This window comes from Aureimonas sp. AU12 (genome assembly GCF_001463705.1).
Taxonomy (GTDB): domain Bacteria; phylum Pseudomonadota; class Alphaproteobacteria; order Rhizobiales; family Rhizobiaceae; genus Aureimonas.
Genome location: NZ_BBWH01000022.1, coordinates 12,158 through 30,706, shown reverse-complemented (window position 1 = coordinate 30,706; position 18,549 = coordinate 12,158). Strand labels below are relative to the sequence as shown.

General features: G+C 69.2%; 17 protein-coding genes. 7 read left to right on the top strand and 10 right to left on the bottom strand.

What is annotated here, in order from left to right:
- The first annotated feature begins 39 nt into the window (after positions 1-39).
- Positions 40-780, top strand: coding sequence for a histidine utilization repressor (hutC, locus tag AUL33_RS08600; protein ID WP_062206605.1), 741 nt, complete (start codon positions 40-42; stop codon positions 778-780).
- Positions 781-799: 19 nt separating this feature from the next.
- On the opposite strand, the gene AUL33_RS08595 is transcribed toward hutC (AUL33_RS08600), so the two are convergent.
- Positions 800-1,726, bottom strand: a complete 927-nt coding sequence (locus tag AUL33_RS08595) for a LysR family transcriptional regulator (protein WP_062206604.1) — start codon at positions 1,724-1,726, stop codon at positions 800-802.
- Positions 1,727-1,850: 124 nt separating this feature from the next.
- Between AUL33_RS08595 and AUL33_RS08590 the strand changes: the two genes are divergently transcribed.
- The 4 genes from AUL33_RS08590 to AUL33_RS08575 are packed head-to-tail and all read left to right on the top strand — an operon-like array spanning position 1,851 to position 6,597.
- Positions 1,851-2,903, top strand: a complete 1,053-nt coding sequence (locus AUL33_RS08590) for an aromatic ring-hydroxylating dioxygenase subunit alpha (RefSeq protein WP_062206602.1) — start codon at positions 1,851-1,853, stop codon at positions 2,901-2,903.
- On the top strand, positions 2,900-4,024 hold the full coding sequence (locus AUL33_RS08585) for a 2Fe-2S iron-sulfur cluster-binding protein (protein ID WP_062206600.1): 1,125 nt from the start codon (positions 2,900-2,902) through the stop codon (positions 4,022-4,024). Before AUL33_RS08590 ends, AUL33_RS08585 begins: the two co-directional genes overlap by 4 nt.
- 45 nt (positions 4,025-4,069) lie before the next feature.
- On the top strand, positions 4,070-5,197 hold the full coding sequence (locus AUL33_RS08580) for an aminotransferase class I/II-fold pyridoxal phosphate-dependent enzyme (RefSeq protein WP_062206598.1): 1,128 nt from the start codon (positions 4,070-4,072) through the stop codon (positions 5,195-5,197).
- Positions 5,194-6,597, top strand: a complete 1,404-nt coding sequence (locus AUL33_RS08575) for an FAD-binding oxidoreductase (protein ID WP_062206596.1) — start codon at positions 5,194-5,196, stop codon at positions 6,595-6,597. The genes AUL33_RS08580 and AUL33_RS08575 overlap by 4 nt, the downstream gene beginning before the upstream one ends.
- Positions 6,598-6,601: 4 nt before the next feature.
- On the opposite strand, the gene hutC (AUL33_RS08570) is transcribed toward AUL33_RS08575, so the two are convergent.
- The 5 genes from hutC (AUL33_RS08570) to AUL33_RS08550 form a co-directional block, all read right to left on the bottom strand.
- The gene (hutC, locus tag AUL33_RS08570; protein WP_062206594.1) at positions 6,602-7,327 is read right to left on the bottom strand and encodes a histidine utilization repressor; all 726 of its coding nucleotides are present in this window, start codon (positions 7,325-7,327) and stop codon (positions 6,602-6,604) included.
- A 25-nt stretch (positions 7,328-7,352) separates the two neighbouring features.
- Positions 7,353-8,159, bottom strand: coding sequence for an amino acid ABC transporter ATP-binding protein (locus AUL33_RS08565; RefSeq protein ID WP_062206593.1), 807 nt, complete (start codon positions 8,157-8,159; stop codon positions 7,353-7,355).
- Positions 8,156-8,818 (bottom strand): amino acid ABC transporter permease, encoded by a 663-nt coding sequence (locus AUL33_RS08560; protein ID WP_062206591.1) that lies wholly within the window; start codon positions 8,816-8,818, stop codon positions 8,156-8,158. Before AUL33_RS08560 ends, AUL33_RS08565 begins: the two co-directional genes overlap by 4 nt.
- Positions 8,815-9,456: an amino acid ABC transporter permease gene (locus tag AUL33_RS08555; protein WP_062206589.1), complete on the bottom strand. Its 642-nt coding sequence runs from the start codon at positions 9,454-9,456 to the stop codon at positions 8,815-8,817. Before AUL33_RS08555 ends, AUL33_RS08560 begins: the two co-directional genes overlap by 4 nt.
- Before the next feature lie 61 nt (positions 9,457-9,517).
- The gene (locus tag AUL33_RS08550; RefSeq protein WP_062206587.1) at positions 9,518-10,348 is read right to left on the bottom strand and encodes a transporter substrate-binding domain-containing protein; all 831 of its coding nucleotides are present in this window, start codon (positions 10,346-10,348) and stop codon (positions 9,518-9,520) included.
- A 460-nt stretch (positions 10,349-10,808) separates the two neighbouring features.
- Between AUL33_RS08550 and hutH the strand changes: the two genes are divergently transcribed.
- Positions 10,809-12,341: a histidine ammonia-lyase gene (gene hutH, locus AUL33_RS08545; protein WP_062206585.1), complete on the top strand. Its 1,533-nt coding sequence runs from the start codon at positions 10,809-10,811 to the stop codon at positions 12,339-12,341.
- Positions 12,342-12,528: 187 nt separating this feature from the next.
- Complete coding sequence (speB, locus tag AUL33_RS08540) at positions 12,529-13,575, top strand: agmatinase (protein WP_062206583.1); 1,047 nt, start codon at positions 12,529-12,531, stop codon at positions 13,573-13,575.
- Positions 13,576-13,636: 61 nt separating this feature from the next.
- Here speB and AUL33_RS08535 read toward each other — a convergent pair whose 3' ends face one another.
- The 4 genes from AUL33_RS08535 to AUL33_RS08520 form a co-directional block, all read right to left on the bottom strand.
- Complete coding sequence (locus AUL33_RS08535) at positions 13,637-14,635, bottom strand: ABC transporter permease (RefSeq protein WP_082652441.1); 999 nt, start codon at positions 14,633-14,635, stop codon at positions 13,637-13,639.
- Positions 14,619-16,115, bottom strand: coding sequence for a sugar ABC transporter ATP-binding protein (locus tag AUL33_RS08530; protein ID WP_062206581.1), 1,497 nt, complete (start codon positions 16,113-16,115; stop codon positions 14,619-14,621). Before AUL33_RS08530 ends, AUL33_RS08535 begins: the two co-directional genes overlap by 17 nt.
- Before the next feature lie 90 nt (positions 16,116-16,205).
- Positions 16,206-17,390 (bottom strand): substrate-binding domain-containing protein, encoded by a 1,185-nt coding sequence (locus AUL33_RS08525; protein WP_082652440.1) that lies wholly within the window; start codon positions 17,388-17,390, stop codon positions 16,206-16,208.
- A gap of 160 nt (positions 17,391-17,550) precedes the next feature.
- Positions 17,551-18,465, bottom strand: a complete 915-nt coding sequence (locus tag AUL33_RS08520; RefSeq protein WP_062206576.1) for an alpha/beta fold hydrolase — start codon at positions 18,463-18,465, stop codon at positions 17,551-17,553.
- Between the last annotated feature and the right edge of the window lie 84 nt (positions 18,466-18,549).

Below are 18,549 nucleotides of genomic sequence, written 5' to 3'. Positions count from 1 at the left end.
CATTGTCCCCCATTGTCCCCCCAATCACCAAAGGACCGCATGTCGCCGAGCGCGCCCGAGCCCTCTTCCCCGGACGCGGCCGATGCGTCCGCGCCGCTCTATGCGCGCCTCAAGCGTCACGTGCGCTCGCGCGTCGAGAGCGGGGAATGGCCGCCCGGCCACCGCGTCCCCTCCGAGAACGAACTGGTGAAGTCGCTCGGCGTCAGCCGGATGACGGCGAACCGGGCGCTGCGCGAGCTGGCGGCCGAGGGGCTCATCACGCGCATTCGCGGCAAGGGCTCGTTCGTCGCGGCCCGCAAGCGAAGCTCGCAGTTCCAGAGCGTTCCCAACATCGCCGACGAGATCCGCGCCCGCGGCGGCGCGCACGGCGCGAGCGTGCTTCTCCTGCAGAGCGAGGCCTGCGGGCCCGAACTCGCCGATGCGCTCGACCTGCCGCTCGGCGCGATCGCCGTCCATTCGATCATCGTCCACCGCGAAGGCGACCTGCCGATCCAGATCGAGGACCGCTTCGTCAACCCGGCGCTCGCTCCCGACTATGCCGGGCAGGATTTCACGACGGCGACGCCCAACGGCTACCTGTCTGCCCTTGCCCCGATCGAGCGGGCCGAGCAGTTCATCGAGGCGGTGACCGCGCAGCCCTGGGAATGCCGGATGCTGTCGATCGCGCGCAGCGAACCGTGCCTCCTCGTGCGCCGCCGCACCTGGTCCGGCGGACAGGTCGTCTCCTTCGTCCGGCTGCTCTATCCCGGCACGCGCTATCGTCTGGAAAGCGAGTCCTGACGGATCGCTTGCCGCCGCGTCAGGCGCTTGGTGCGGGCGCCGAGAGGACGCCCTGCCGGCGGCCCTTGGCGAGCAGCCAGCGATGGAAGTCCCGCGCGAAGGGCTTGTCCAGCGAGGCCGCGCTCCAGGCCAGCCGGTAGGGCGCGGCCAGCCGCAGCCGATGGTCGAAGGGGATGACGAGCCGGCCCGCGTCCAGTTCGTCGGCGATCATCGACATCTGCGCCAGCACGAAGCCCCGCCCGGCCACCGCCGCGTCGATGGCGCTGGACGAGAGCATGGTGGAGAGATCGCAGGGGATCGGGCCCGGCGGCGCGCCGATCAGCGCCGCCCAGTCCTCCCAGCTCGGCGCCAGCGAGGCCGCGCCGGCCCAGACGATATGAAGAAGCGGGAAGCCGAAAATGTCGGCGCCCTCCGTCGGCCGCCGTCCTTCGATCAGTCGCGGCGAGCAGGCGGGCACCGCCCAGTCGGTAAAGAGGTCGACGGCGTGGGGATAGCGCGCCTGCGGCCCGTAGCAGATGCGAAAGTCGATCCCGTCGCGTTCGAGGTCCGGCTCCTGCTCCGTGCCGACGAGCTGGACGACCGAGCCGGGGCAGAGCGCCCGCCACTCGAAGATCTCGCGCCCGATCCACTTGCCGAGGACGGAGGTGAGCGCGCTGAGGCTGAGCGCCGTGTCGCCGCGCGCCCGGCGCACGATCTCGCTTGCCCCGGACAGCCGCTCGAACCCCGCATGGATTTCGGCATGGTACAGCCGGCCCCAGCGCGTCAGTTCCATGTGGCGGCCCTGCCGCTCGATCAGGGCCAGGCCCAGATGCTCTTCCAGCTTCTGGAGCTGCTGCGTGACGGCGCCCGGCGAGACGCCGAGTTCGCGCGCCGCGCCGCTGACGCTGCCCTGCGTCCCGAAGGCCGCGAAGGCCTGTAGAGCCTTGAGATGCGGGATCCCCGCCATGCACCCTCGTCGATCGGCTGCAGTTTGGATTTAGAATAACTAAACGATAGCACAGTTTTCGACCGGTTGTCCCCAGTGCGGAAAGTTTCGACAATGGCCTGAATTCAAGAGCGAGGATGGACCGATGTTTCTGCGAAACGCATGGTATGTCGCGGCTTGGGAGCACGAGGTCGCCGAGGGTCTCATGCCCGTGCGAGTGCTCGGCGAGAGCATCGTCCTCTACCGCCGCCGCGACGGCTCGGTGGCGGCCCTCGAGGATGCCTGCCCGCACCGCAAGCTGCCGCTCTCCATGGGCCGCATCAAGGGCGACGACGTCGAGTGCGGCTATCACGGCCTCACCTTCGACGGCACGGGGGCCTGCACCCGCGTGCCCGGCGCCGAGCGCATTCCGCATGTGGCGCGGGTGCGCGCCTATCCCATCCACGAACGCTACGGCCTGCTCTGGATCTGGATGGGCGAGGCCGAGAAGGCCGATCCCGCCGAGATCTTCGCCGTCGACCACTGGGGCGACCCGGCCTGGGGGATCAATCGCGGCGAGTCGATGGTGCTCGCCTGCAACTATCTCTACATGACCGACAACCTGCTCGACCCCTCGCACGTCGCCTGGGTCCACCAGAGCTCGTTCGCCAGTTCCGCCTGCGAGGAGACGCCGCTGGAAACGACGGTGGCCCCTGACGGCGTCACGGTCTGGCGCTGGATGATCGATTCCGAGCCCGCCCCCTTCTACGCGCCCTTCCTCAAGTTCTCTGGTCCCTGCGACCGCAAGCAGCACTACGAGGTGCGCTATCCCTCGAACGCCATCATCAAGGCGATCTTCGTGCCGGCCAACAGCCACCGCGAGGGCGAGCCGCTGCACGAGGACGTGTTCCTGATGGACAGCTACAACTTCATGACGCCCGTCGACGAGAACCACACGAAATATTACTGGTTCCAGATGCGCAACTTCGCGCCCGACGATGCCGAGGTCTCGGCGCGGTTCGCCAGTTCCGTGCGCGGTGCCTTCGAGGAGGACCGCGTCGTCCTCGAAGCTGTCAATCAGGGCATGGCGAACAGGCAGACCCCCCATCTCGACCTGAAGATCGACGTCGGCCCGCTGCGCTTCCGGCGGCGGCTGCAGCAGATGATCGAGGCCGAGCGGGCAACCCTCGCGCCCACCGCCTCGATCGCCGCGGAATGAGCGATCCGGCGTTGACGCCGGTGGGGCCGGCCGGCTTCCGGCGCCTGCGCCTGATCGAGGCCCGGCGCGAAAGCGAGGCCATCACCTCCTTTCTCCTCGAACCGGGCGAGCCGGACGGCTGGACCCCGTTCCGGCCGGGCCAGTTCCTCGCGGTCCGCGTGCCCGACGCCGCCTCGCCGGGCGGCTGGGCCTTGCGCAACTATTCGATCTCCGGGCCCTCCGACGGGCGGACCTACCGCATCTCGGTCAAGCGCGAGCCCTGCGAGGAGAGGCCGGACGGCACGGGGCTGGGCTCGGGCCACTTTCACCATCGGCTCCAGCCCGGCGACGTGGTCTGGGCGAGCGCGCCGCGCGGCGAGTTCGTGTTCGACGAGACGAGCGAACGCGCCGTGCTTCTCCTGTCGGGCGGCGTCGGGATCACGCCGCTTCTGGCGATGCTGCACCGGTTGGCCGAGCGACCGGGACGCCCCGTGCATTTCGTCCACGCCTGCGAAGACGGGCGCAGCCATGCGCTCGGCGACGAGGTTGACGCGCTGGCGGCGAAGCGGCCGGGCATCCGCACCGCCTTCGTCTACCGCAATCCGACGGCGGAGGACGAGGTGCGCGCCCGCCACGCCACCTCGGGTCTCGTCACGCGCGCGGTGCTCCAGTCGCTCCTGCCGCTCGACGACTACGACGTCTATCTCTGCGGGCCACCGCCCTTCATGCGCGCCCTCCACGAGACGCTGCTCGGCCTCGGCATCCGGCCGGAGCGCATCGCCTACGAGTTCTTCGGTCCCGCCTCGCTTCTCGGCAGCCCATCGCCGCCGCCCCCGGCGGCACCCGAACCGGTTGCCCTCACCATGACGGAGCCGGAGCCGGCTTCGGGCCCGGTGGTGGCGTTCGCGCGCTCGGGCAGCGCCGCACTGTTCACGCCAAGCGCCGGCTCGCTTCTGGAGCTGGCCGAGGCGGCCGGCCTGTCGCCGGCCTTCAGCTGCCGTTCGGGCGTCTGCATGACCTGCAGCGCGACGCTTCTCTCGGGCGAGGTGGATTATACCGAGGAGCCGCTGGACGAGCCCGCGCCGGGCCAGGTCCTCCTCTGCTGCACGCGCCCGCGAGGCGACGTCACGCTCGACATCTGATGGCGCCCCGCCATCCTCCCGAACCCCACCGACCGGAGCCCTCCCGTGAGCGACGTCCTCGAACCCACGGCCCGTGCCGCCCTTCGCCTCAATCCCCACGTCGCGGCCTTGCCGGCCTACAATGCCGGCCTCAGCGTCGAAACCGCGCGGCGCGTGAGCGGGCGCCACGACATCGCCCGCCTCGCCAGCAACGAGAACCCCGACGGCTGCTCGCCCCGCGTCCTCGAAGCCCTCGCCGGCTACGATCCCTCGCGCTACGCCGATCCCGCCTGCACCGCGCTGCGCGCCGCGCTCGGTTCGTTTCTGGACGTTGCGCCCGATCGGATCGTTTGCGGCAACGGGTCGGAGGAGATGATCGCCGCCATCTCGCGGGCCGCGCTCGAGCCGGGACGCGAGGTGCTCACCGTCGCCCCGAGCTTCGGCCTGCACGAGATCGAGCCGCTCGCCACCGGGGCGCGGGTGCGCAAGATCGCGATGCTGCCCGATTTCGGCTTCGACCTCGACGCGCTGGCCACGGCGATCGAGACGGGCCCCGCCCTCGTCTTCCTCTCCTCGCCTTGGAACCCGGTCGGCCCCGCACTGAATGAAGCCGGCTTGACGCGGCTCGCCGAGGCGGCATGCGGGCGCGGCACGCTCTTCGTGCTCGACGAAGCCTATTTCGAATATGGCGGCGGCGCCCTGCCGGACGCCTTGCAGATCCTGTCCGATGCCGGCCTGCCCTTCGTGATCCTGCGCACCTTCTCCAAGGCCTACGGTCTCGCAGGGCTGCGCGTCGGCTACGCCATCGCCTCGGACGCCGCTCTCGCCCGCACGATTGCCGCGGCCAAGACGCCGTTCAACGTCAACGGCGCGGCGCAGATCGCCGCGATCGCGGCGCTGGCGGACCAGGACTGGATGCGCGCCTCTGTAAGCCGCCTCGAAGCACGCCGCGCCGCGCTCGCCCAAGGCCTTGCGGCGGCGGGCTTTCGCACCGCGCCCTCGCGCACCAACTTCCTGTTCGTCGATTGCGGCGGCGACAGCGCCGCGGCCGCCGAGGCGCTGCTGGCGGAGGGGATCATCGTCAAGCCGTGGCGCGAGAGCGGCTTCGAGCGCTCCCTGCGCGTGACCATCGGCTCGCAGGGCGACGGCGAACGGTTCCTCGACGCGCTCGTTCGCTGGCGCGCCGCCCGATGACCGCCCTGCCGCTTCCCGCCGGCTTCGAGGATCGGCTGCGCCAGCTTTTGGGGCAGGCTCACGTCAAGTCCGGCGACGCCCTGGACGCGATCGATCCCGGCTGGAACCGCAACAACCTGAAGAGCGGCCTCCTCGCCCTGCCCGGCTCGACCGAAGAGGTCGCCTCACTGGTACGCCTCTGCCGCGAAGCGGGCGTTTCGATCGTCCCGCAGGGCGGGCGCACCGGCCTCGTCGGCGGCTCGGTCTCGGCGCCGGGGCAGCTCGTGGTCTCGACGGCGCGATTGAACGCGGTGGAGCGGCTCGACCCCATCGAGCGCACCGTCACGGCCGGAGCGGGCGCGAGCCTGCAATCAGTGCAGGAGGCCGCGGCCGCCCATGGTCTGGAGCCCGGCATCGATCTGCCCTCGCGCGGCACGGCGACGATCGGGGGCATGATCTCCACCAATGCCGGTGGCATCATGGCCTTCCGCAACGGCGTCATGCGCCATCGCATCCTCGGGCTGGAGGCCGTGCTGCCGGACGGCACGGTGATGAGCGACTGCACCCGCGTCGTGAAGACCGCGGCGGGCTACGACCTCAAGCATCTCGTCATCGGCGCCGAGGGCACGCTCGGCATCGTCACGCGCGCCGTTCTCAAGCTCGACCCGCTGCCGCAGGCGAGCGCCACCGCCCTGTTCGGCCTGCCCTCGGTCGAGGCGGTGCTGGAGGTGATTCAGCTGGCGCTGGCGCTTCCCGGCGTGACCCTGCGCGCCGCCGAGGCGATGTGGCGGCCCTTTCTCGACCTGACGGCCGAGGCGCTGGGCTGGCGGAGCGAGGCGATCGACCGCTCGGCTCCCGTCTATGGTCTCCTGTCGATCGGCGGCGCCGAGGACGCCAGCCTGCCGGCCGCCTTCGAAACGCTGTTCGAGACGGTGCTGGAGCGGTTTCCACAAGCGACCGGCCTCATCGCCCAGTCCAGCCGGCAGGAGCGCGAACTCTGGCGCCTGCGCGAGGACACCGACCTCGTCTACCATGCCTATCCCGCCGCCCCGTCCTTCGACGTGTCGCTGCCGCAGTCGGAGATCCCCGCCTATCTCGGCCGCCTGCTGCCCGAGCTCGCCCGCATCGACGGTGCGTTCGAGCCGCTGATCTTCGGCCATCTCGCCGACGGCAATCTGCACATCATCCTCAACCGGCCGGGACCGCTCGAACCCGATGTCGCGGCGAAGGTCGAGACCGCCGTCTACCGCGACATCCGCGAACGCGGCGGCTCGTTCTCGGCCGAACACGGCGTCGGCAGCCAGCGCATCGGACCGCTGGAGGCGACCGCGGATCCGGGCAAGCTCGCGCTCATCCGGCTGGTCAAGGCCAGCCTCGATCCGCACGGCACGATGAACCCGGGCGTCATCGTGCGGCGTTGAGGCTTCAGCCGCCCGGCGAAGGCGTGAAGCGGGCGACGAGTTCGTGCGCCTCGCCGAGATAGGTGAGCTCCACGGCGGTGACGCTGCTGGCGGAGTTCCAGGTGCGCCGGTCGATGACGAGGCAGGGCGTGCCGGGCGCGACGAGCAGCGCGGAGGCGACGAGCTTGTCGGCGCCCGCCGCCCGGATCGTGTGCTCGGCGCTCGTCCAGGGCACGCGCGCCATCAGCCAGGCGCCCGGCGATTCCACCGCGAAATCCGTCTGCGCGGCATCGGGCACGACGGTGAGGTCGATCAGCCGGTTCTCGACGCAGAAGGGCTGGCGCGCGGCGAAGTGGCGGCAGAGGATGGCGAGGATCGGGTGGGGCTCCGACAGGCCCAGCCGCTTCTGGTCGGCGGGACCGGCCTCGCGACGCTCCTGGCGCACCAGCTCGAACCCGTAGGCGAGGCCGAGCGTCTCCACCTCGCGGCGGATGTCGGCGATCTCCATCACCGCGGAATAGGACTGGGGCCGGCGCACGAAGCTGCCGGCCTTGCGCCGGCGCTCGATCAGCCCGGCCGAGACGAGCTCGCCCATCACCTTGTTGACCGTCATGCGCGAGCAGCCGAACCGGGTGGCGAGCGCCTGCTCGAACGGGATCTGCGTGCCCGGCGGCCACTCGCCCGACAGGATGCGGCCGCGCAGATCCGCCAGGATCGTCTGGTGCAGCGAAGGGCGTACGGGCGATGTCATGAGTGGCTTCAGCGCGTCGCGGCGCTCACGGGGACTGGAGCAGCATGGCTGCGCCGCGATCGAGATAGGTTTCGAGGAACTGCGTCAGGCGGGGATGACGCGGATGGGCGAAGACCTCCGAGGGCGGCCCGACGAGCAGCAGCTTGCCGCCGTCGAGGAAGGCGATCTTCTGGCCGACCGAGGCGGCAAAGCCGATCTCGTGCGTCACCACCACCATCGTCATGCCCTCAGTCGCGAGATCGCGCATGACGTTCAGCACCTCGCCCGTCAGCTCCGGGTCGAGCGAGGAGGTCGGCTCGTCGAAGAGCATGATGGCCGGCGACAGCGCCAGGGCCCGGGCGATGGCGACGCGCTGCTGCTGGCCGCCCGAGAGCTGCGAGGGATAATGGCCGGCGCGGTCGGCGAGGCCGACATGGCGCAGCTGCTCTATGCCCTTGGCCTCCGCCTCGTCGCGCTTCAGCCCGCGCACCCGCTTCAGCGCCTCGCAGACATTGCCGAGCGCCGTCATGTGCGGCCAGAGATTGAACTGCTGGAACACCATGCCGATATGGCCGCGCACCTCGCGGATGCTCGATTGCGGCAGGCGCACGCGCCGGCCGCTGCCATCCTCGGTGAAGCCGAGCGGCGCGCCGTTGACATGGATCGTGCCGCTCGTCGCCTCCTCGAGGAAGGCCATGCAGCGCAGCAGCGTCGACTTGCCGGAGCCGGAGGGGCCGACGAGACAGGTGGTGGCGCCGCGCTGGATCTCGAGGTCCAGCCCCTTCAGAACCTCGGTCGCGCCGAAGCGCTTGGTGAGGTTGCGGACCGCGATGGCGGGAGTGCTCGTCGTCATGAGAACCTGAACTTGGAAAGCCGGCGTTCGCTGAAGCGGCCGAGCCACCCGCAGATCTCCACCAGGAGCCAGTAGAAGAGGGCGAGGAGAAACATCGCCTCGACGAACGCATATTGCTGCGAGCCGATCGCGCCGATCACCATGGTCATTTCCGGCACGGTGATGATCGACAGGACGGCCGTCTCCTTCACCAGAAGGATGGTCATGTTCACGCATTGCGGCAGGACCAGCATGGTCATTTCCGGCAGGAGAATGCGCAGGACGATCTGGCTGCGGGTGAGGCCGACGCACTCGGCGGCCTCGACATGGCCGGGCGGGATGGCGCGAAAGCCGGCCCGGAAGATCTCGGAGAAATAGGCCGCGCCGTAGATCGTCAGGCCGATCAGCCCGGCGGGGATCGGGTCGAGCCGCAGGCCGATGGCCGGCCCGCCGAAATAGAGAAGGAAGATCTGCACGAGGAAGGGCGTGCCGCGCAGGATCTCGACGACGATGCGAAGGGCCGCGCCCGCCCAGCCCGGACCGAACTGGCGCACGGTGGCGACGAGAAAGCCGAGCACCAGACCACCGATCGTCGAGGCGGCCCAGATGCCGACGGTCAGCCAGAGGCCCGAGAGGATGGCGGGCAGCTGGCCGAGGATGAGAGCGACGTCGAAATTCATGTGCGGCCCGTCTTCACGAGGCGCTCGGTGAGCGAACCGGCGCCGGCCAGGGTCCAGTTCATCGCCAGATAGAGCCCGCCGGCGACGGCGTAGAAGAGAAGCGGGCGATAGGTGCTGGCCGAGAGGTTCTGCGCCATGCGCGTCAGCTCGATGACGCCGACCACCGAGACGAGCGAGGAGGCCTTGAGAATGAGGATGGCCTCGTTGACGAGGGCGGGCAGGGTCAGACGCAGCGCGATCGGCGCGCGGATCCGGCGGAACTGCTGCCAGGCGCCGAGGCCCACCATGTCGGCGGCCTCGAGAAGGCCTCGGGGCACGGAGGCGAAGCCGCCGCGAAGGTTCTCGGCCTGATAGGCGGCGGTGCAGAGCGACAGGCCGATCAGCGCCGCGACGGTGCTCGGCACCATCAGCCCGAGCACCGGCAGGAGATTGTAGATCAGGAGAAGCTGCACGAGGAGCGGCACGCCCCGGAAGAAGCTGATGAAGGCGACCGCCGGCCAGCGCAAAGCTGCGCTCGGCGAGAGGCGGGCGGCGCAGACCAGAAGCCCGATCGCAAGGCCGATCGCGATCGACACGAGGCTGAGGAGCAGGGTGTTTCCCGCCGCCCACAGCATCAGCTCGAAGAGCCTCATCGACATGACACTATCCTTGACGGCGAAACGGGCCGCGCCCCGGTGAAGGACGCGGCCCGATCCTCGATCAGAATGCGGGTTCGGGAGCGACGTCGGGCGTGTCGAAGCTGACGCCGAACCACTTCGTCTGCATGTCGGCGAGGCGTCCGTCGCCCTTCATCTTGACGAGGGCGGCCTGCATCGCGTCGAGCAGCGGCTGGTCGTCGGCCTTCTTGGTGCCGATGAAGCCGAAATAGCTCTTCTGGCCGAAGGGCGGCGTCACCACCGCGAAGATGTCGGGCTGCTTCTCGGCGACATAGGAGATGTTGGGGAGCGAGTTGGCGACGGCCGCGATGCGACCGGCGGCGAGATCGGCATAGGCTTCGTTAAAGCCGACATATTCGCGCGTCTCGACGGGCGTCGGCAGCGTCTTGCCGTAGGCCTGGACCTGCGCGAGCTGCGAGGTCGCCTTGCCGGCGCCCACCAGCTTGCCGGCAATGTCCTCGGGCTTGGTGATGGTCTCGTCGCCCTTGGCCTTGAGGAGGGCGACCGTGGCTTCGGCCACCGGCGACAGGAAGCGGTAGCGCTCGAGACGGGCCTTGGTGATCGTGGCGGGACCGGCGACGACGTCGAACTGACCGGCTTCGAGACCCGGCAGGACGCCGTCCCAGGGCAGCTCGACCCACTCGACCTTGACGCCCAGTTCCTTGCCGATCTCCGCGAAGGCATCGACGTTGAGGCCGGCATGCTCGCCCGCCTCGTCGATGAAGTCGAACGGCGCGAAGGCCGTCTCGGTGCCGACCTTGAGGACGCCCGCCGCCTTCACGCGGGCCAGCGCATCCTCGGCATGGGCCGACAACGGCAGGCCAAGCGACAGGGTCAGCCCGAAGACGACCTTGAGAAGCGAGCGTTTGTTCATGCCGGTCTCCCGTTGGGAACTGAAAATCGAAGGGCCGCGCGACACGCGTCGTCGCCGGCGATAAGCCTAGACATAACAGCCATTCGGGCCATGAGTGTCAATTGCTGTGCAAAACAATTTTCGCCCAACGACTGGGCAGCTGCGCCCGCATTCCGGCAACGGGGGATGGAACGGCTGGCGACTCCGCAGGGGCCATTCGTGACGACATCGATCGTGATCCAAGGTCTAACATAATCAGGACCGTACGCCTTGTCGTTCCACCCTTTGGGGTGCCCGACACACCACAGGCGACGACCTCGATGCGGATTATGTCTATACATGATGGAAATCCTGACATAGCCTTTCGCTTCCACCCGGGCTGCCGGGGACCCGTGCCGAGAGGATGGACCGCGACGATGTCGGCCCGCCAAGGGCGGCGATCCCACAGCATCCCCTCGCCCTGCTCCGTCCGGAGAGACCCATGACCCCGCTCCTCCTCACCCCCGGCCATGTCACCCTCGCCGACTGGCGCGCCGTTTATCGCGGCGCCGTGCCGAGGCTCGATCCCGCCTGCCTGCCGGCGGTCGAGGCGGCGGCGGCGGCGGTTTCGCGCATCCTGGCGCGGGGCGAGCCGGTCTACGGCATCAACACGGGATTTGGAAAACTCGCGAGCGTGCGCATCGGCACGCAAGACCTCGCCACGCTCCAGCGCAACATCGTGCTCAGCCACGCGGCCGGGGTCGGCGACCCCATGCCCGCCGCCGTCTGCCGCCTGATGATGGCGCTGAAGCTGGTGAGCCTCGGACAGGGCGCCTCGGGCGTCACCCGCGCCACGGTCGACCTCCTCGGCGCGCTGATAGAGCGGGATCTCGTGCCGGTCGTGCCGTGCCAGGGCTCGGTCGGCGCATCCGGCGATCTGGCGCCGCTCGCGCATATGACGGCCGCGATGATCGGCGTCGGGGAGTTTCTCGTGGACGGCCGGCGCGTTCCCGCACAGGACGCACTGGCGCAGGCCGGCCTTCGCCCGCTCGAACTGTCGGCCAAGGAGGGGCTGGCGCTGCTCAACGGCACGCAGTTCTCCACCGCCAACGCGCTGGCCGGCCTGTTCGAGGCCGAGCGCCTGTTTCAGGGCGCGCTGATCACCGGGGCGCTCTCGACCGACGCCGCGCGCGGCTCCGACACGCCCTTCGACCCGCGCATCCACGCGCTGCGCCGGCATCGCGGACAGATCGAGACGGCCGCGGCGCTGCGGGCGCTGATGGCGGGCTCTGCCATCCGCGACTCCCACCGCGTCGGTGATCCGCGGGTTCAGGACCCCTACTGCCTGCGCTGCCAGCCGCAGGTGATGGGCGCCGTTCTCGACCTCCTGCGCCAGGCCGCTGCGACCTTAGAGACGGAGGCCAACGGTGTCTCCGACAATCCGCTGATCTTCACCGATACGGACGAGGCGCTGTCGGGCGGCAATTTCCACGCCGAACCCGTGGCGTTCGCCGCCGACATGATCGCCATGGCCGTCTGCGAGATCGGATCGATCGCCGAGCGCCGCGTCGCCATGCTCGTCGATCCCGCCCTCTCCGGCCTGCCGGCCTTCCTGACGCCGCGCCCGGGCCTCAACTCCGGTTTCATGATCCCGCAGGTCACCGCGGCGGCGCTCGTGTCGGAGAACAAGCAGCGGGCGATGCCCGCCAGCGTCGATTCCATCCCGACCTCCGCCAACCAGGAAGATCACGTCTCCATGGCCGCCCATGGCGCGCGCCGGCTCCTGGCCATGGTGGACAACGCCTACGGCGTCATCGCCATCGAGCTTCTGGCGGGGGCGCAGGGCTGCGACCTCGGCCCGGCGCTCGCCTCCAGCCCCGCACTGGAAGCCGTGCGGCGCCTTCTGCGCTCGCGCGTCCCGACCCTCACCGACGACCGGCACTTCCATCCCGACATCGAGGCCGCGCTCGAACTCGTCCGCTCCGGCGCCGTCGTGGAGGCCGCGTCCGCCATCCCCCTCCCCGCGCTCGGCTGACCGGTCGGCCGCTTCGAAAAGGCGGCACGAGGTCCATCGGTTGTCGAGGTTTCGGGCGACGCCCAACGGGAAAGCCGGCGACCGGCTTGTCACCGGCGCCGAGATCGGCCCTCCTCCTGAAGCCGGCAAACTCGATGGCCTGCGAGATTCGCCGAAGACCGATGCTTTGAGGGAAGGACGATCCGCCATGGACAGGACGAAGCTCGAGGCCCTGCGGGCCCGCTACCAGGATGCCACCGGCGGCGACATCGACGATCCCGACTTCGCCAAGGCCTCGCGCCAGCAGTTCTCCGAGAGCGACCGGCGCAAGTGGCCCTTCGCCGATCCCGCGACCCTTCTCGACGCGCCGTTCCGGCAGGATGCGGTCGAGACGGGGTTCGCCGGCCTCGACGTGGCGCTCATCGGCGTGCCCATGGATCTCGGCGTCACCAACCGCGCCGGGGCGCGCCTCGGACCGCGCGCCGTGCGGTCGGTCGAGCGGATCGGCCCCTACGAGCACGTGCTGCGGATGACGCCGATGGCCGACTGCCGCGTCGCCGACATCGGCGACGTGCCCTTCCGCTCGCGCTTCTCGCTCGAATCCTGCCATGAGGACATCGAGGACGTCTTCGGCCGGATCGTCGCGGCCGGGGTCATCCCGCTCGCCGTCGGCGGCGACCATTCGATCAGCCGCGCCATCCTGGCGGCAGTCGGGCGCGAGCGCCCCGTCGGCATGATCCACATCGACGCCCATTGCGACACCGGCGGCCTCTACGAAGGCTCGAAGTTCCACCATGGCGGGCCGTTCCGCCAGGCGGTGCTGGAGGGCACGCTCGACCCCGACCGCACCATCCAGATCGGCATTCGCGGCGGCGCCGAGTATCTCTGGGAGTTCTCCTACGCCTCCGGCATGACCGTGATCCACGCCGAGGAGGTGCCGAAGATCGGGCTCGAAGCCCTCATCGCGAAGGCGCGCGCCATCGTCGGCGACGGCCCGACCTACGTCTCCTTCGACATCGACAGCCTTGATCCTGGCTTTGCGCCGGGCACGGGCACGCCGGAGGTCGGCGGCCTGCAGCCGCGCGAGGTGCTGGAGATCCTGCGGGGCCTGCGCGGCATCGACTTCGTCGGCGGCGACGTCGTGGAGGTCGCGCCGCAATACGACGCCACGTCCAACACGGCGCAATGCGGGGCGCAGATGCTGTTCGAGCTTCTCTGCCTTGCCGCAGACCGCGTGAGCCGCAGACCCGCATGACGGGAAGCGGCCCGGAGGCCGCCTTCCACGCTCCCCAACAACGCCGGTGGGCAAGCCGGCTTCAGCTGCTGGCCCGCTTGCGGCCGAAGGCGACAGCGAGCACGATCAGCGCACCGGCCACCATGTTCTGCTCGCTGACGTCGAGGCCCATGATGATGAGGCCGTTGTTGATCGTGCCGATGAGAAGCGCGCCGACGAAGGTGCCGATGATCGTGGCCTTGCCGCCGAAGAGGCTGGTGCCCCCGAGGATCACCGCGGCGATGGCGGCAAGCTCGGCACCCGTGCCGAAATTGTAGCGGGCCGTCTGCATCATGCCGGAGTAGAGCATGCCCGCCACGGCGCCGGCCGCGCCGCTGATGAGGAAGCAGTAGAGCTTGATGCGCTTCGTCGGCACGCCGGAATATTGCGCGGCGATGCGGTTGCCGCCGGTCGCCAGCACCTGCCGGCCGAACGGCGTGTAGCGCAGCACCACGTGGCCGGCGGCCGCCACCACCAGCGACCAGATGAAGAGCGAGGGCACGCCGGCGACGTTGCCGGAGCCGAAGATGCCGGTGAAGCCGGTATCGGCGATCGGCACCGGCTTGGTGTAGGTCAGGCGCATGTCGAGCCCGCGCACGAACTGCATCATGCCGAGCGTGACGAGGAAGGACGGGATGTTGACGACGGTGACGAAGAAGCCGTTCACCGCACCCACCGCCATGCCTGCCAGGATCGCCGCGACGACCCCGCCGACGACGCCGAAGCCCGCCTGCATCGTCAGGGCCGCGACGAGCGCCGACAGCGCCGCCGTCGATCCGATCGAGAGATCGAGCTCGCCCGCCGCGATCACGAAGGTCATGGCGATCGCCATCACCGCGATCATCGAGGTGGTGCGCGTGATGTTGAAGAGGTTGGCGGTGGTGAGGAAGCCCTTGTCGCCGATGGTGACGGCGAAGAACAGGAGCACGGCCGCGAAGAAGAAATAGACGACGAAGTCGCTCCACTGGATCTTCGAGCGAAGACCCGCCGGGCGGGGCACGGGGGCGGCCGGAGCCGGCGATGCGTTAGCCTTGGACTGCATGGTGCAGCACCTCCTCCGATGCGATGTCGCGACGTTCCATGGTCTGCACGACCCGACCGTCGTGCAGCACGACGAGACGGTCGCTCAGAGCGAGCAGTTCCTCGAACTCCGAGGAGATCACGAGCACCGCCGTCCCCCGGTCGGCGATGGCGCGCACGATCTCGACGATGTCCGACTTGGCGCCGATGTCGACGCCGACCGTCGGCTCGTCGAGGATCAGGAGCTTGGGGTGGCGGGCCAGCCATTTCGCCAGCACCACCTTCTGCTGGTTGCCGCCCGAGAGCAGCCGCACGACCTTGCCGAGTCCGTCGGTGCGGATCTTGAGATCGCGCACCGCCGCCTCCCCCTCCACCGCCGCCTCGCGGTCCCGCACGAAGAGACCGCGCGCGAAGCGCTTGAGGCTCGGCAGCATGAAGTTGGCGTGCATCGTGTGCTCGAGCACGAGGCCCTGCCGCCGGCGATCCTCGGGCACGAGCGCCACGCCCGCCGCCATCGCCTCGGCGACCGTCGCGACCGGCTCGCCGTCGATGCGCACGGTGCCGGCGCTGGCCGGCCGCACGCCGAAGACGGCCTCGGCGATCTCGGTGCGGCCCGACCCCATGAGGCCGGCGAGCCCGACGATCTCGCCGGCATGAACCGCGAAACTCGCGCCGCGCACCCGGTCGCCGACGTCGAGCCCTTCGACTTCGAGAACCGGGCGCTGGCCGGCCGGCACCTGCGGGCGTTCGCGATAGGTGAGTGCGGCGACCGAACCGGTGCCGAGCATCGCCTCGATCAGGCCGTCCATGCCGACGTTGGAGCAGGCGTCGGTGAGCACCGTGGCGCCGTCGCGCATCACCGTGACACGGTCGCAGATCGTGAAGATCTCCGACATGCGATGGGAGATGTAGACGATGGAAATGCCGCCGTCGCGCAGGCGCCGGGCGATGCGGAAGAGCGACTGCGTCTCGGCCTCCGAAAGCGAGGAGGTCGGCTCGTCCATGATGAGGATGCGGGTGTTCTTCGACAGCGCCTTGGCGATCTCCACCATCTGCCGGGCGCCGGTGGAGAGCAGCTCGACCGGCAGGCGCGGGTCGATGTCCTCGCCGAGATCGGCCAGGATCTCGGCGGCCCGTCGCCGCGCCTCGCCGTCGTCGAGGAACCCGCCCATGCGGCGTGGCTCGCGGTGCAGGAGGATGTTCTGCGCGACCGTCAGGGTCGGCACGAGGCTGAGTTCCTGGAAGATCATGGCGACGCCCGCCGCCTCGGCCTCGCCCGGCGTCTGGAAGTCGAGCGTGCGCCCGTCGAGGACCAGCGTGCCGGCATCGCGCGTGTAGACGCCGGTGAGGATCTTCATCAGCGTCGACTTGCCGGCGCCGTTGCCGCCCATCAGGGCGTGGATCTCGCCGCGGCGCAGCTCGAAGCGCGCCTTCTTCAGGACGGGGATGCCGTTGAACGACTTCTCCATGTCCCGCATCTCAAGAACGGTCGCGTCCTGCATCCCTGCACCCCTCCTCGAAGCGTCCGGCTCGGCCGATGGGCCAGCCGGACGGCAGGTGGCGCGCCACTTCGCCGCCCGGCTGGCCTCTGGTCAGTTCGACAGGGCGGCCGCCATCTCGGGCGGCAGGTCGTGCCGGTAGATCGTCTTGTAGGAGGCCGGCAGGTTGGCGCGGTTCACGGCCAGCGGCGGCACCACGACGTAGGGCGGGGTCGTCTCGCCGATCAGCGCGAGCGCACCGATCTTGGCCTCGGCCGTGCCCTGGTCGTAGGGACGTTGCGAGGAGATGCCGGCGATGAAGCCGTTCTTGGCCATGTTGGCCGCGACGATCTGGTCGAAGTTCTCGCAGACGATCTTGAACGTCTCGGGCGACAGTCCCGCGATCTCGGCCGAGGTGGCCGCCCCCATGGCCGGAATGCTCCAGGAGCCGTAGAGACCGTTGAGGTTGGGATAGCGGGCCAGCAGCGCCTGCGACACTTCCTGGCCCTTGTTCGGGTCGTCGTGTCCGGCGACGGCGACGAGTTTCACGTCGGGATACTTGGCCATCAGGCGGGCGACGAAGCCCTCGTAGCGCAGGTTCGTGACGTAGAAGTCGTTGGCGAAGTACAGGGCCGCAACGTCGCCCTTGCCGCCGATCGCCTTGGCCAGTTCGTCGGCGATGTACATGCCGAGCGCCAGATTGTCGGAGGAGACGATCGAGGCGTAGTCCTTGCCGGGGTCCATGCCGTCCACCGCCTGATCGATGAAGACGACCTTGGTACCGGCCTCGGCGATGCGCTTGTAGGCGGTGGCCGTGGTCTGCCCGTTCAGCGGGATGGAGACGAGAAGATCGGGCTTCAGGATGGCGATCGAGTCGAGATCGGAGATCTGCCGGGCGTCGTCCCAGTTGGCGTTGGTCTCGGCCACGACCTCGATGCCGAGCGAGGCGAAGGTCTCCTTCAGGCCGTTCAGCTGCTCGGACGCCCAGTCGTCGCCGAGCCAGCCGAGCGAGATCGCCGCCTTGAACTTGCCAGCCTTGATCTTCTCCGCCTGCTCCGGCGTGATCTGGATCGAGGATCCCAGAACCCCCTTCTCGCCGCGCTGGCCGTCGCTGACGACGGTCGAGGAGAGATCGTCGATCTTGGCGAGTTCGAGCGTCTTCTCGGTGGGCGCCTGATACCAGAGCGGCTGGTCGAGATCGGGGGCGATGTTGTCGGCGGCCCACACCCCGGAGGTCAGCGCCGTGGCCGACAGGATCGTGAAGGCAGCACCGAAGGCGGCCCGCTTGAGCATACGCATGGATGTCCTCCCAGTTGGACAATTGTGAAGGTCGTGCCGGTTTTCCGGCTTGTCGCTTTTTCCGAAGCGCCGACGATGAACCGTGGGTTCACCGAGGGTCCTTCGAACGATGGTTCCGGCCGTGTCATCCGGGGCGAAGCGTGCCGCCTCGCCCGACGATCTAGCCGCGGTTCAGCATGAACTCGCGCAGCATGGTGGCGAGGCGCTCCTCGGCCTCCCAGGCGAGGCTGTGGCCGCATTCCTCGAAGATCTCGGAGCGCTCCACGCCGTTCGAGACCTTGAGCATCTGGTCGCGCACCAGCGGCCCGAAGAACTCCGGCGCCCCGACCGTCATGATCGGCAGGGTCAGCTTCGTCTGCTTCAGCTCGTCGTTGATGCGGCCGTTCTTGAGGCCGGCGCGGTAGGTTTCGAGGCAGCCGCGCAGGCCGCCCGGCGCCGACAGGCGCGCGATCCATTCGCTGATCGCCTCGTCGCTGATCGCGGTCGGGTTCCAGGTCTCCGCCTTGATCCAGAACTCCCAGAACTCGCGCTCGCGGCCCTGAATCAGCATTTCCGGCAGATGGGGAATCCAGAAGAACGGGATGTGCCAGACCCAGACGCCCTGCTGGCGGAACTGCGCGGAGATGTTGTCCGGGGTGAAGTTCGACCATTCCTCCAGCCCCTGCCCCGACAGGAGCATCTCGCAGAAGGACAGCGTCTTCACTCGGTCGCGCTGCGTGGCGGCAAGCGCGTAGGCGAATTCCGCGCCCCGGTCCTCGCCATGAAGATGGAAGCGCTCGTGACCGAGCTGGGTCATCAGCTCCGCCATGTCGTTGGCGTTGGTGAGCGAGTCGTAGCCCTCTTCCGCCGGCGGCTTGTCGGTGTAGCCGAAGCCGCGCAGATCGGGGGCGACCACGGTGAAGTGCTCCGTCAGGAGCGGCATCAGCTTGGCCCAGTAATAGTGCGTCTTCGGCGTCCCGTGCATCAGCAGCAGCGGCTCGCCCGCGCCGGCGGTCACGTAGTGCATGCGCAGACCGTTCACCCGCGCACGACCGTGCTTCACCGGTCGACCGGCGTGATCGTAGATCTCAACCATGTGTCCTCCCGCGGGTACGATCTGCGTCGTGCCGACGTGTCCTTCGCTGCGTTCAGCCGCAGTCTCGATGATGGACAGTCATAG